12 protein-coding genes are annotated in these 13,533 nt (G+C 71.9%); 6 read left to right on the top strand and 6 right to left on the bottom strand.

What is annotated here, in order from left to right:
* The 5 genes from H508_RS0104085 to H508_RS0104065 all read right to left on the bottom strand — a co-directional run bounded on the left by H508_RS0104085 (position 1) and on the right by H508_RS0104065 (position 6,254).
* Positions 1–3,324 carry an ATP-binding protein gene (locus H508_RS0104085; protein WP_035254033.1) on the bottom strand — a complete coding sequence of 1,108 codons (3,324 nt, stop codon included), beginning with the start codon at positions 3,322–3,324 and terminating at the stop codon, positions 1–3.
* Between the two features lie 2 nt (positions 3,325–3,326).
* Positions 3,327–4,037 carry a DUF4194 domain-containing protein gene (locus H508_RS14430; RefSeq protein ID WP_051222645.1) on the bottom strand — a complete coding sequence of 237 codons (711 nt, stop codon included), beginning with the start codon at positions 4,035–4,037 and terminating at the stop codon, positions 3,327–3,329.
* A complete protein-coding gene (locus H508_RS0104075) occupies positions 4,034–5,488 on the bottom strand; it encodes a DUF3375 domain-containing protein (RefSeq protein WP_026373129.1) in 1,455 nt (484 codons plus the stop codon). Before H508_RS0104075 ends, H508_RS14430 begins: the two co-directional genes overlap by 4 nt.
* Positions 5,489–5,577: 89 nt before the next feature.
* Positions 5,578–6,015: a type II toxin-antitoxin system VapC family toxin gene (locus H508_RS0104070; protein ID WP_026373128.1), complete on the bottom strand. Its 438-nt coding sequence runs from the start codon at positions 6,013–6,015 to the stop codon at positions 5,578–5,580.
* Positions 6,012–6,254, bottom strand: coding sequence for a hypothetical protein (locus H508_RS0104065; protein WP_021065117.1), 243 nt, complete (start codon positions 6,252–6,254; stop codon positions 6,012–6,014). The genes H508_RS0104070 and H508_RS0104065 overlap by 4 nt, the downstream gene beginning before the upstream one ends.
* Positions 6,255–6,317: 63 nt before the next feature.
* On the opposite strand from H508_RS0104065, the gene H508_RS0104060 reads away from it, so the two are divergent.
* The 5 genes from H508_RS0104060 to H508_RS0104040 all read left to right on the top strand — a co-directional run bounded on the left by H508_RS0104060 (position 6,318) and on the right by H508_RS0104040 (position 11,249).
* A complete protein-coding gene (locus H508_RS0104060; RefSeq protein WP_026373127.1) occupies positions 6,318–7,019 on the top strand; it encodes a FadR/GntR family transcriptional regulator in 702 nt (233 codons plus the stop codon).
* Positions 7,020–7,144: 125 nt separating this feature from the next.
* The gene (locus tag H508_RS0104055; protein ID WP_026373126.1) at positions 7,145–8,476 is read left to right on the top strand and encodes an MFS transporter; all 1,332 of its coding nucleotides are present in this window, start codon (positions 7,145–7,147) and stop codon (positions 8,474–8,476) included.
* Between the two features lie 47 nt (positions 8,477–8,523).
* Positions 8,524–9,783: an alpha-hydroxy acid oxidase gene (locus H508_RS0104050; RefSeq protein WP_026373125.1), complete on the top strand. Its 1,260-nt coding sequence runs from the start codon at positions 8,524–8,526 to the stop codon at positions 9,781–9,783.
* Positions 9,784–9,798: 15 nt separating this feature from the next.
* On the top strand, positions 9,799–10,074 hold the full coding sequence (locus H508_RS17910) for a fumarylacetoacetate hydrolase family protein (RefSeq protein WP_026373124.1): 276 nt from the start codon (positions 9,799–9,801) through the stop codon (positions 10,072–10,074).
* A gap of 110 nt (positions 10,075–10,184) precedes the next feature.
* Positions 10,185–11,249, top strand: a complete 1,065-nt coding sequence (locus H508_RS0104040; protein WP_035253759.1) for a Fic family protein — start codon at positions 10,185–10,187, stop codon at positions 11,247–11,249.
* Positions 11,250–11,273: 24 nt separating this feature from the next.
* Here the strand turns inward: H508_RS0104040 and H508_RS0104035 are convergent, their stop codons facing one another.
* Positions 11,274–12,170 (bottom strand): LysR family transcriptional regulator, encoded by an 897-nt coding sequence (locus tag H508_RS0104035; protein WP_035253757.1) that lies wholly within the window; start codon positions 12,168–12,170, stop codon positions 11,274–11,276.
* Positions 12,171–12,306: 136 nt separating this feature from the next.
* On the opposite strand from H508_RS0104035, the gene H508_RS0104030 reads away from it, so the two are divergent.
* Positions 12,307–13,467, top strand: coding sequence for an iron-containing alcohol dehydrogenase (locus H508_RS0104030; protein WP_026373121.1), 1,161 nt, complete (start codon positions 12,307–12,309; stop codon positions 13,465–13,467).
* Positions 13,468–13,533 lie beyond the last annotated feature (66 nt).

The following is a 13,533-nucleotide window of genomic DNA, read 5'->3' as shown; positions in this document are numbered from 1 at the left end:
TCACCGCGATCGCTCGAAGCCGAGCTGGTCGACGGTCGACTGCCGCTGCGTCGGGTTCTGCACCACCGCGACGCCGCCGATGTAGGGCTCGAGCGTCTGCAGCAGCTTGAGCGGGGTGGCGAGCACCATGTGGAAGCCGAACTCGACGAAGATGTCCATCGCCATGCGGGTGTAGCTGCTGTCGGCCTTGTCGAAGGCCTCGTCGAGGATGACCGTGCCGTAGCGAGGCCGCTCCGAGCCCTCTTGCGTGAGCTGGTAGCGCAGCGCCGCCGCGAGGCAGAAGACCACGAGCTTCTGCTGCTGCCCGCCCGAGAGCGACGCGCCGGAGTCGTACGTCTCGAGCACGAGCCCGGCGCGGTCGACGACCTCGGCGAGGAACGAGACGTGCAGCCGGGTGTCGAGGCACAGCTCGCGCCACTTGCGGTCGGCCGGCTCGCTCGAGCCCAAGCGCGCCATGAGCTGCGCGAGCACCTCGAACCGGCGCTCGGCCGACGCGGCGTCCTCGTCGTCCCAACTGCCCTCGGCGATCCGCGCGAGCTCCTGCATGAAGCGCTGCACGACGTCGCCGCGCGTGAGCTTCACCCGGATGCGCAGGAAGCGGTCGCGGTCGAACTGCGACCGCCCGAGCGACTCGTTCACCGGCGCGATGCGCTCCCGCACCTCCTTCGGCGCGTCGAGCAGCTCCTTGCGCAGGAAGCCGACCACGTCGCTCGACTTGGCCCGCAGCAGCCGGCGGAAGCTCTGCTCCTGCGAGGGCAGGTCGTTCGCCTCGATCGTCTCGAGCAGCGCCCGGAAGCCGGCGCGATCGTCGACGCGGGCGACGAGGTCGGCGGATGCGACGGTCCACTTCTCCTTGAAGCTCGTCGCGGCCGCCGCGAAGTCCTGCGCGGCGAGGTCGCGCTCGCCGATCGCGCGCTCGCGCTCTCGGCCGAGCCGCCCCTCGACTTCGCGCGCGGCGGCCGGGAGCTCGGCGAGCGTCATGCGCCGCCGCACCTCGCGGAACCGCGCCTCGAGCTGCTCGACCGGCTCGGACGTGAGCTCGCCCCGGCCGTCGGCCGCGATCGACCGCTCGGCCTCTGCGATCGCGGCGGCCAGGCTCTGCAGCTCGCGCTCGGTGGCGCGGTCTGCGGCGAGCGCCTCATCGGCGGCGGCGCGCGCGGCCGCCGCGGTGGCCCGGGCCTCCTGCTCGGCCGCTGCCGCGCGCTCGAGATCGCCGCTCGCACTCGTGAGCACGACCCGCTGCCGCTGAAGCTGCGCGACGCGCGCGGCCGCGCCGTCAGCGTCGTACTGCTCCCACGACTCGGTCACGAGCTGGCTGAGCTGCTGGCGTCGGCGAGTGCTGAGCGCGACGTCAGCCTGCAGCTGCTCGACCTCGCGGTGCGCGCGCTTCGCGTCGGCATCCGCTTCGGCGCGCTGCGCGAGGAGCGCCTCGTGGCGCGCTTCGCTCGAGCCGAGCAGCCACCGCGTCGGGTCGTCGACCGCGTGCGTGTCGTCCTTCTCGTAGCGCGTGGCGGAGCGCTTCACCTGTCCGCGGATCGTGACGGCGCGCGCGAAGCGGTCGAGCTCGTCGGCGGTCTCGACGCACGCGATGTCGTACTGCTCCGACAGCCGGTGCGCGAGCCAGTCGTGGAAGCCGCCGTCGGCGACCGCGACCTTCCGCACGAGCGACGCGTCGCTCGCGAGCGAGCGCGGCGACGACACGTCCGCCTCCACCGCCTCGAACACGAGCCGCGTCCCCAGCGACTCCGCGTCGATCCAGCGCCGCGCGGCCCCCAGGTGCTCGGCACGCACGAGCAGCGTCGTCGCGAGCGGCCGCAGCACCCGCTCGATCGCGCCCGTCCAGCGGCGCTCGCCCGGCAGCACCTCGAGCAGCTCGCCGGCGAACGGCACCGCCTGCTCGGGCACGCCGAGGTGCTCGGCGAGCCTCGCGCGCACACCCAAGCGCCGCGAGTCGACGTTGCTGCGGGAGTCGCGCAGCGCCTGCAGCTCGGCGTCGATGCGCCGACGCCGCTCGGTGGACTGGGCCAGCCGCTGCACCGCGGGGTGCTCCATGTCGAGCTTCGCCGCCGGTTGCTGGAGCTCGTCGGCAGCGAGCGCCCGCAGCTCGGCGAATTGCGCCTCGTCGCCGGGCGCACGGTCGATGCCGACGTCGGCGAGCTGGCGCGCGAGCCGCTCGAGCCGCGCTTGCCGGTGCCCGACCTCGCGCTCGGCGTCTCGGATGCGGCCGTCGAGCTGCACGAGATCGGCACCGCCTGCGCGATCGAGCGCCTGCTGCGCGATCCGGTGGTCGTCGGCCGCGGCCGCGTCGGCCGCTCGCGCCGCGGCGAGCGCCGCCCCTGCCTGCTGCGCGGCGATCTCGGCCGCCGCGCGCTCCTGCCGGGCGAGCCGCAGCCGCTCGCGCGCCTCGAACGGCCGCACGAGGTCGCGCAGCTCGCCGGCCGCGGTGGCGCGTGCGGATGCGTCGTCGTAGCGGTCGCCGAGGTCGCGCATGACGGTGAGCGCGTCGCGCTGGCGCCGCAGGTCGACGACGTGCCGGTGTGCGGCGTCCAGCTCGCCGAACTGCTGCACCGCGTTGTCAGCGATCGCGAAGGTCGCGGGCCGATCGAGCATGAAGGTGCGGAAGAGATGGTCGAGGCTGCCGAGGTTCTTCGCCGACTGTGTGCGGTGCAGCAGCTGCAGCGCGTTGTCGCCGCCGATGCCGAGCACGCTCTGCAGCCGCGCGTAGAACTTCGCATGCTTGCCGCTCGTCGTCAGCACCGCCTTCGGATGAGCGCGCTGCAGACCGCGGGTGTCGATGCCGTTCGCGCCGCTCGTGACGAAGCCGCGCAGCCGCTCGAGGTCGAGCTCGCCCTGCTCGAGCAGGTAGGCGTCGCGCAAGTCGCCCTTGTCGGTCGACGTGCCCTTCAGGAACATGAGCCGTGCGAGCGTCACCACCGCGTCGGCCCCGTCGTGGTAGCGCAGCAGCACCCCGCTCACGACCGTGCCCGGCCGCAGGAAGCGGCTGACGACGCGATCCTGCTCCTCGTCGGCGGCCTTCGACCACGCGCCGCGCACGTAGCTGACGATGCTGCGGTCGCCGCGCCCGCCGCCCGCGCCCTGCGCGGCCGCGTTGAACTGCAGCATGCCGTCGGGCGTGAGCACGGCGGCGATGCCATCGAGCAGCGACGACTTGCCAGAGCCCGAGCTGCCGGTGATGAGCTGCCCCTTGCGCGCGATCGGCACCCGGTGGAGGCCGTCGAAGGTGCCCCAGTTGAGCAGCTGCACCTCGGCGAGCCGCCACTGCACCGTCGGCTCGAGCAGCTCGAGTCCCTCGATCTCGAGCATCGTCACGGCGTCGGCTCCCGGTCGTCGGCGTCGATGGTGGCGTCCAGGTCGAGCGCCGCATCGCCGCCGCGCTCGAGCACGCGCTCGTACTCGCGGCGCAGCGACTGGACGCGGTCGTCGTCGAAGATGAGCCGCAGCGCGGGCGAGATCTCGACTCGCTCGTCGCTGCCCGCGCGGTGGATGAGGCCGAGCTTGTTCATGAGCTTGGTCCAGGATGCGTTCATGCGGCGCTCGAAGTCGGCCTCGTCGCGCGCGACCCGGTAGGGCGCGAGCTGCTCGAAGACGTCGCTGCGATCGACGAACACGCGCCGCTCGCCGCGAGCGGCGAGCAGGTGCTGGCGCAGCACGAGCAGCATGAGCGTGTCCATGAACGTCAGCGCGCGCGAGCGCACCGCGAGCGGCACCGGGCGCTCGCCCGCGTCGACCGGGCGCACGAACGCGATCTCGTCGTTCCGGTCGATCACGAGCTCGAGGAAGAGCTCGTGCAGCCGCGAGCGGATCTCGTCGGCGTCGGCGAGCAGCGCGACCCACAGCCGGCCGCGGTTGGAGGATGAGAGGTAGGGGCCCTGGATGAGCTCGAGCAGCGCGCGCCGCGAGTCCTCGCGCAGCCGGCCCGAATCCCCCGGCCAGAGCGCGCTCGAGCCGGTCGACGCATCCGCCCTCTCCTCGTCGGGAGCGGCGTGCTCGAGCGCTGCCGCGTGCGGATCGGTCATGTCGGGATCCTCTCGACGAAGCGGTGGCTGCGCACCACGGCGCTGCGGGTCGTGCCGTCGACGCCGGGCCAGACGAGCGTCTCGGTCTCGTCACCCGAGACGCTGCCGTGCTGCATCGCGAGCGTCATGAGGCCGACGACGCTCGCGACGCCCTGCGTGGCGGGCCAGTCGGCGAGCAGCTGCGCGACCGTGAGCGCCTCGGCGCCCCGCAGCCGCGCGTTGACGACGCCGGTGAGCTCCTCGAAGTCGATCTCGGTGTCGCGCGCGAGGGCCTTGAGCTGCTCGTAGTCCGCGAGCCCGGGCTCGTGGGCGACGACGTGCTCGTCGATCGCGAACTCGGATGGGTCGTGGGCGGTGAGCGCGCCGATGCTCGAGAGCTCGACGGAGGTGAGCGGCAGCTCGACGCCGCTCGCGTGGAACGGCTTGACGTGCTCGGCCGCTCGCAGCGCGGTCGCGAGCGCGGCGCGGATGGAGCGCTGGAGCGCGCGGTCGCGCTGGAAGTCCTGCGACTGCACGTAGCGGCGCAAGCCGCGGGCGAACTCGGCGAGCACGCCGTGGATCTCGTGGCTGTGGAGCTTGAGCTCGCGGAGGAAGGTGCGCAGGAACCGGCGCTCGGACATCGACATCGCGTCGCCGAGGTCGCGCTCGAGCAGGCTCGCGATGTCGGCCTCGAAGGCCTCGCTGCGCTCGGCATCGAGCACGAGGGCCGAGAACGCGGCGAACGTGAGCCCCTCGTCGGTCTGCTCGATGAGGTCGACGCCACGGAAGATGTCTTCGAGCACGGTGCGCTGCGACTCGTCGGCGTCGAGGAGGCTCGCCATGAGCTCGTGGTTCAGCTCGTCGAAGCGGAATCGCACGCGCTGAAAGTCGGAGGGCACGTCCTCGGCGAGCCGCAGGATCTCGGCGACCCGCTCCTTCGTGCGCGCCGCATCGAGCGGCTCGAAGCGCCCCTCACCGATCGCTCGGATCTGCGCGTCGATCGCGGCGCGCTCGCGCTCGAGCGCCTCGCGCCGGCGCGCTCCGTCGGGGTCGGTCTCGATCGCGAGGCGCTGCACCTGGTCGCGGATGGTCATGAGCCGCGACTCCGTGGCGGTCGCCCGCGGCTGCTCGAGCTGCTCGAAGACGCGGATCGCCCGCAGCGCCGCCGGCGAGAGCTCGACGGTCTCGGCGCGCGCCTCGGCTGCGGGCCGCCGCACGAGCCAGCCCGCCGCGCGCCACGCCGCCGCGTAGGCCTTGCCGGTCTGCGGCAGCTCGAAGTGCGGTCGCAGCGCATCGAGGTCGGCGTCGACGAGGTCGATGAACTCCTCGGCCGGGCGGCGGCGCACCTCGCCGCCGAGCAGCCGCGAGAGGAGCGCGACGATGATCGGCGCGTGCTCGGCGCGCAGCAGCGCGAGCGCGGGGTCGTCGGCGACGAGCCGCTGCAGGCGCAGCGCGGCGCTGACCGTGGTCATCGTCGAGCCCCCATGACGTCCATTCTGGCGGAGGCCGGTGACGCGCACGCGACGAGCCCGCGAGCCGCGGGATGCGCTCCCGGCGCGCTTCAGCCGATGCCGGCCGCGGCGCGGAAGCCGCTCGCGCCCGGGTCGAGGTGCACCAGGCCCGGGATGCTCGCGAAGCCGCGATCCGCGGAGACGAGCGCTCGCACGTGGTCGCGGCGCTGAGCAACGGCCGCGAGCACGGCATCGAAGGCTCCGAGCGGCTCGTGCTCCCGGAAGAGGCGCAGCCCGGCCGAGAGATCGTCTGCGTCGACGCTGATCAGCGGTGCCAAGGCGGTCGCGTAGCGCTCGGTCAGCGCCGCGGCGTCGTCGCGCCCGCGCCGCCGAGCACGCACATGAGCGAACTCCTGCAGCACCTCCACCGTCGTCGTGGCCGCGAGCGTGCCGTCGCCGACGGCGGCGATGACGGCACGGCACGGCTCGCGCAGCGGATGCTCTGCGCCGACGGCGTAGACGAGCACGCTCGTGTCGAGCAGGATCACGCGCCGCCCCGCAGCTCGTCGAGCTCTGCGCGGAGCGCCGCCGGGTCGCCGACGGCCATGGGCTCGGCCGCGAGGATGTCGGCAGCCGCGGCCGCGCGGCGATCGCCGTGCGGCGGGTACACCAGGTCGATCGCGTCCCTGACCAGGGCAGCCACCGAGACGCCGCGGTCGGCCGCCCGCTGCTCGAGCCGCACCCGCTGCTCGGTCTCGATCAGCACCTGCAGCCGCTCCGATTTCATGAGCATACTGTAGCAGGTGCATGCGCAGCAGGACCGGTCGAGCCGCTGGGATACTCGGGAGCGATGAAGACGCACGAGCGCGTGATGGCGTGGGTGACCGAGGAGCTGCAGAGCGGCAGACTCACGATCGGCGACCACCTGCCGGGCGAGCGCGCGCTCGCCGAGGCGCTCGGCATCTCGCGCGGATCGCTGCGCGAGGCGCTGCGCGTGCTGGAGGCGCTCGGCACCATCCGCACGTCGACCGGCTCCGGCCCGCGCTCCGGCACGATCCTCACCGCCGCGCCCGAGCAGGCGCTCGCGCTCGCGCTCAGCATGCAGCTCGCGACCCGGCATGTCGAGCACCGGCACATCTACGAGGCGCGGCTGCTGCTCGAGACGTGGAGCGCCGAGCACGCCGAGCTCGGCGATCGCGACCTCGCCGCCGCCGAGGCGCTGCTCGACGGCATGGACGATCCCGAGCTCGCGGTGCCCGACTTCCTCGAGCTCGACGCCGAGTTCCACGTCACGATCGCGCGCGCCGCGCACAACCCGCTGCTGTCGACGCTGATGGATGCGCTCCGCACCTCGATCGCGGACCACACGCGGGAGCGCGCCGAGGCCCTCCCCGACTGGGAGGCGACCGCCGTGCGGCTGCGGAACGAGCACCGCGGGATCCTCGAGCGACTGCGGGCAAACGATCGCGACGGCGCCGCCGAGCACATCCAGGCACACATCCGCGGCTACTACCGCGAGACCTCGCAGAGCGCGCCGACGCCCGACGCGTGATCCGCGCGGCGCGCGTGCCGACGCATCCGCTCGCTTGACGGCCGCGACGCCGCTCCCCTACTGTCACTGTGGTTCGACCACATGGTTCGACCACACTCCGTGCACCTTCTCGAGGGAGAGAACTCTTGTCCAGCACGACCACGGCAGCTCCCCAGGAGCGCCTCAACTACCGCGTCCTCATCGGCAGCCTCTCGGGCTCCGTCATCGAGTGGTTCGACTTCCTCGTCTACGGCACCGTCGCGGCGCTCGTCTTCAACAAGACGTTCTTCCCGACCGACGACCCGTTCCTGTCGACGATGCTCGCCTACGCGTCGTTCTCGCTCACCTTCTTCTTCCGCCCCGTCGGCGGCATCGTCTTCGCCCACATCGGCGACCGCATCGGCCGCAAGAAGACGCTCTTCCTGACGCTCATGCTCATGGGCGGCGGCACGGTCGCGATCGGCCTGCTGCCCGACTACGCCGCGATCGGCATCGCGGCGCCAATCCTGCTGCTGCTGTTCCGCATCCTGCAGGGCATCGGCATCGGCGGCGAGTGGGGCGGCGCGCTGCTGCTCGCCTACGAGTACGCGCCGAAGCACCGGCGCGGCCTCTACGGCGCGGTGCCGCAGATGGGCATCTCGCTCGGCCTGCTGCTCGCCTCGGCCGTCGTCGCGCTCCTGACGCTCCTGCCCGAGGACCAGTTCCTCTCGTGGGGCTGGCGCGTGCCGTTCGTCGGCTCGATCGTGCTCGTCTTCATCGGCCTGTGGATCCGCAACGGCCTCGACGAGACGCCCGAGTTCAAGCGCATCCGCGAGACCGGCGCCCGACTGCGCCTGCCGATCAAGGAGGTGCTGACGAAGCACTGGCGCGCCGTGCTCGTCTCGATCGGCGCGAAGGCCGCCGAGACCGGCCCGTTCTACATCTTCGGCACCTACGTGATCGCCTACGCGACGAACATCCTCGACGTGCGGCAGAACACCGTGCTGCTCGCGGTCGCCGCGGCCGCGCTCGTCGCGACGATCTGGATGCCGTTCTTCGGCCACCTCTCCGACAAGGTCGGCCGACCGGTGCTCTACCGCTTCTCGGCGATCACCACGATCGTGCTCGTCGTGCCCTACTACTGGGTGCTCAACATCGGCGAGACGTGGGCGGTCTTCGCCGCGACGATCGTCGCGTTCGGCATCCTGTGGGGCAGCGTCAACGCGATCCTCGGCACGCTCATCGCCGAGAGCTTCAGCCCGGAGGTGCGCTACACCGGCGCGACGCTCGGCTACCAGGTGGGCGCCGCGATCTTCGGCGGCACCGCGCCGCTCATCGCCGCGTGGCTGCTCGAGGCGAGCGGCGGCCAGTGGTGGCCGATCGCGGCCTACGTCGCCGTGTGCGCCGGTCTCTCGGTGATCGCCTCGTTCTTCATCAAGCACGTCGCGCACCGCGAGCCGACCGACTTCGACGTCGCCGCCGAGACCGTCGCTCGCTGAGCGACCCGACGCATCCACTCATCCCAGAAGGAACCAGGAGGCACACCATGGTGAAGCGCCAACTGCCCAAGCCGCTCGAGCTCATGGAGCTCATGCAGTTCAAGAAGCCCGACTTCGACGCGCGCCGCCGGCGCCTCAACGCCGCGCTCACGATCGACGACCTGCGCTCGATCGCGAAGCGCCGCACGCCCGCGGCCGCGTTCGACTACACCGACGGCGCAGCCGACGGCGAGGTCTCGCTCGCCCGCGCGCGGCAGGCGTTCGAGGACGTCGAGTTCCACCCCGACATCCTGCGACCGGCAGAGCGGGTCGACATGTCGACCGAGGTGCTCGGCGGCCCGAGCGCGATGCCGTTCGGCATCGCCCCGACGGGCTTCACGCGCCTCATGCAGACCGAGGGCGAGACGGCGGGCGCCGGCGCCGCGGCTGCCGCGGGCATCCCCTTCACGCTCTCGACGCTCGGCACGACGACGATCGAGGACGTCAAGGCGACGAACCCGCACGGTCGCAACTGGTTCCAGCTCTACGTCATGCGCCAGCGCGAGATCTCCTACGGCCTCGTCGAGCGCGCGGCCGCGGCGGGCTTCGACACCCTCATGTTCACGGTCGACACCCCGATCGCCGGCGCGCGGCTGCGCGACACCCGCAACGGCTTCTCGATCCCGCCGCAGCTGTCGATCAAGACGATCGCGAACGCGATCCCGCGCCCGTGGTGGTGGTTCGACTTCCTCACGACGCCGAAGCTCGAGTTCGCGTCGCTCTCGACGACGGGCGGCACGGTCGGCGAGCTGCTGAACTCGGCGATGGACCCGACCATCTCGTACGAGGATCTGGACGTCATCCGCAGCATGTGGCCCGGCAAGCTCGTCGTGAAGGGCGTGCAGAACGTGCCTGACGCGGTGAAGCTCATCGACCTCGGCGTCGACGGCATCATCCTGTCGAACCACGGCGGCCGCCAGCTCGACCGCGCCCCCGTGCCGTTCCACCTGCTGCCGCAGGTCGTGCGCGAGGTCGGCAAGGACGCGACGGTCATGATCGACACGGGCATCATGAACGGCGCCGACATCGTCGCGTCCGTCGCGCTCGGCGCGAAGTTCACGCTCATCGGCCGCGCCTACCTCTACGGCCTCATGGCCGGCGGCCGCCAGGGCGTCGACCGCACGATCGCGATCCTCCGCTCGGAGATCGCGCGCACCATGGCGCTGCTCGGCGTCTCGTCGCTCGAGGAGCTCGAGCCCCGTCACGTCACGCAGCTGCGCCGGCTGATGCCGGTGCAGGCGGATGCGTCGGTGCCGTCGGTGCGCTGAGTCACCATCACAACAGTGGGGCCGCCCGGTTCGCCGGGCGGCCCTTCTGCGTCTGCCGCGGCGCCGCTCGCCGGAGCGGCATCGCGCACGTCACCAGACGACGTCTTCAGCGTCGCCGACCTCATCGCATTCTGCTCGAGCATCGTGCGGCTGCGCCCCCGCCAGGCCATCGCGACCGGCCCGCCCGGCGGCGTCGGCCATGGCATGCATCCGCCGCGGCACCTGCAGCCTGACCAGCTGCTCGAGACGGAGCTCGGAGGCGTCGAGACGCTGCGCAACCGCATCCGCTGAGGAGAGCGCGGGCGCGTCCCGATCCCTTACGCACCGCGACCCTCCCGCAAACGTGTTAAGTTATCCCGCGTTCGGTTAACACGTCGACGTGTCGTGTGAAGGAAGCAACCATGTCACCGTGGGATCCCCGCGAGGCCTACAACAGCTTGCCCCTACGGCCCCGACGGCTGCAGCCACCCGGCACGCTCTTGCTCGAGGCCGCCAGCGCCCTGGGTCGCGCCGACGAGGCGGCCCGCTCGATGCCGGATCCCGGCGTGCTCGCGGCGGTCGTACCGATCCTCGAAGCCCAGGCGTCGTCAGCCATCGAGAACATCGTCACGACCAGCGACGAGCTGCTGCGAGAAGCCGCTGGTGTCGGGACGCCGACCCCGGCGACGACGGAGGCGATGCGAGCCCGGAGCGCTCTGATCGCTGGTACAGACGCCCTGCGTTCGCGCCCGGTGTCACCCGCTCTTGCGGTCCTGGTCGCCGACGAGCTCATGGGGCACTCGGTGCAGCTCCGGCGAGGAGGCGGGGTCTACATCGGGCGCCCGGACGGCACACGCGTGTACACGCCCCCGGAGGGGCACGAGCGGATCGCGTCGCTGCTCGACGAATGGGCTGCATACGTGCACGACCCAGCGGTCGACCCGCTGACCCGGATGGCACTCGGGCACTACCAGTTCGAAGCGATCCACCCCTTCCACGACGGCAACGGTCGCACCGGCCGCATCCTGAACCAGTTGCTGCTCATCGAGAACGGCCTGATCGAGCAGCCCGTCGTCTATCTCTCCGGCATCATCAACACCCGTCGCAGCGAGTACTACGAACGGCTGCTCGCGGTCACGGCGGAGGACGCTTGGGAGCCGTGGCTCGAGTTCATGCTGCTCGCAGTGCGCGACGGCGCGCGCTGGTCGCTCGACAGAGCTGCCCGAGTCCGTGAAGCGTTCACGAGGGTCGCGGAAGAGGTGGATCGGATCCTGCCGAGCGGCGTCAGCACGAAGTTCGTGGACGCGCTCTTCCGCAATGCGTACGTCACCATCCGCGATGTGGTGGCGGCGTGCGGCGTCTCACGACAGACGGCTTCGAACTGGCTCCGCCGCCTCAGCGATAGCGGCCTGCTGACCGAGATTCCGTCAGGTCGCACGAAGGCCTTCCTCAATCGACCGTTCTTGGCCGCGCTCACCCAGGACTGAACACCGCTGGAGGCAAGCACGCGATCACTCGGCTGCGGCTCTCAGGTGCGGGTGCTCCGCGACGAGCGCCCGGATCGCATCCGTGATCACGCGCACGCGCAGCAGCTCGGTCAGGTCGCGCGGCACGACGAGCCAGTACGTGCGGCTGATGCTGAGCGCCTCGGGCAGCACGCCGACGAGCTCCGGGTCGGCGCCGCCGATGTAGGTCGGCAGGATCGCGACACCGAGGCCCGCGCGAGCGGCGCTGTGCTGGCCGGTGATGTTGTTCGTCTGCAGGCGGGCGTGGCCGCGCGGCAGCAGCTCGTCGAGGATCCGCAGCGGCGCCACGTCGAGCAGCGCCTCGACGTACCAGATGAGGCCGTGGTCGCGTCGCAGCTCGTCGACCGAGCGCGGGGTGCCGTGCCGCTCGAGGTAGTCGCGCGAGGCATAGGCGCGCAGCTCGTAGTCGGCGAGGTGCCGCACCGCCGCCGCGCGCGGCGAGGGCTTCTCGAGCGTCACCGCGACGTCGAAGTCTCGCGCCGTGATGAGGTCGTGGCTCGTCGCGGTGATGACCTCGAGCGACAGGCCGGGGTGCGCGTCGAGCAGCGGCCGCAGTCCCGGCACGAGCACGTTGGCGCCGAAGCCGTCGGGCGCGAGCAGTCGTGCCGTGCCGCTCAGCTCCCCCGGGCGCGAGACGACCGCCTCGAGCGCACGCGCGACGCTCGACTCGACCGCCTCCGCGTGCGGCAGGATCAGCCTCGCCGGGTCTGTGACGCGCCAGCCCTGTGGCGTGCGGTCGAACATGCGCACGCCGAGCTCCTGCTCGAGCCGGCTGATGCGGCGCGACACCGTCGTCTCGTCGACCTCCAGGCGCGCCGCGGCGTCTCGCAGGCGCCCGGTCCGTGCGACCTCGAGCAGGAATCTCAGGTTCTCGGCATCCACGCATCCATTGTGCCCGCCGCCCTGCACTTCTGCAGTCGCGCCTGCGCCCTTGGTCGTTGACGCCTGCATCCGTGCCAGGCGATGCTGGACCCATCCACACCCTCTGACGGGTTCGACCACGAAGGCGTGCAAACCGGTGAGCATCGACATCAACACCCCTCCCATCCTCCGATTCGGCGCGGGCAGCGTCGACAGCATCGGCGAGCTGCTCAAGACCCTCGGGGCGGAGCGGCCGATCGTCGTGACCGACGGCTTCCTCGTCTCGACGGGCGTGGCAGCGAGGGTGTCGGATGCGCTCACGGCGGCGGGCCTGCAGGCGTCGGTCTACGACGGCACGATCCCCGACCCGACGACCGACTCGCTCGAGAACGGGCTGGAGGCGATCCGCGCGCACGAGGCCGACAGCATCGTCGCGCTCGGCGGCGGCAGCCCGATCGACACCGCGAAGGCGCTCTCGGTGCTCGCGGTGCGGGGCTGCCACATGCGCGAGCTCAAGGCTCCGTTCCAGTTCGTCGGCCCGGCGCTGCCGGTCATCGCGGTGCCCACGACGGCCGGCACGGGCTCGGAGGTGACGCAGTTCACGATCATCACCGACAGCGAGACGAACGAGAAGATGCTGTGCGCGGGGCCCGGCTACCTGCCGAAGGCCGCGGTCGTCGACTTCGAGCTCACCGTCTCGATGCCACCGCGCCTCACCGCCGACACCGGCATCGACGCGCTCACGCACGCGATCGAGGCATACGTGAGCCGCAAGGCCAACCCGATCTCCGACACCTACGCGCTCGCCGCGATCTCGCGCATCGGCCGCTACCTGCGCCGCGCCTACCGCGACGGCGGCGACCGCGAGGCGCGCGAGGAGATGATGACCGCGGCGACGCTCGCCGGCATGGCCTTCTCAAACGCGTCCGTCGCGCTCGTGCACGGCATGAGCCGGCCGCTCGGCGCGCACTTCCACATCGCGCACGGCATGGCCAACGCGATGCTCTTCGCCGAGATCACCGCCTTCTCGGTCGAGCACGCGGTCGAGCGCTACGCGACGTGCGCGCGCACGCTCGGGGTCGCCTCCGAGACCGACTCCGACGCCGACGCGGCCGACGCGCTCGTGCAGGAGCTGCGCACCCTCGCCCGCGAGGTCGAGGTGCCGACGCCCGCGACGCGCGGCATCGACCGCGCCGAGTGGGACGAGCGTGTGCCCGTCATGGCGCAGCAGGCGCTCGCCTCCGGCTCGCCGAACAACAACCCGCGCGTGCCGACGGCCGAGGAGATCGAGCAGCTGTACGCCGCGATCTACGAGTGATCACAACCGCTGGCTGAGCCGGTCCGCGCGCGAAGCGCGCAGACCGTGTCGAAGCCCCACCCCACA

The sequence above is a fragment of the Agrococcus lahaulensis DSM 17612 genome (assembly GCF_000425105.1).
Lineage (GTDB): Bacteria > Actinomycetota > Actinomycetes > Actinomycetales > Microbacteriaceae > Agrococcus > Agrococcus lahaulensis.
The sequence above is the reverse complement of the archived record's forward strand: the minus strand, read 5'-3'. Positions and strand labels throughout refer to the sequence as shown.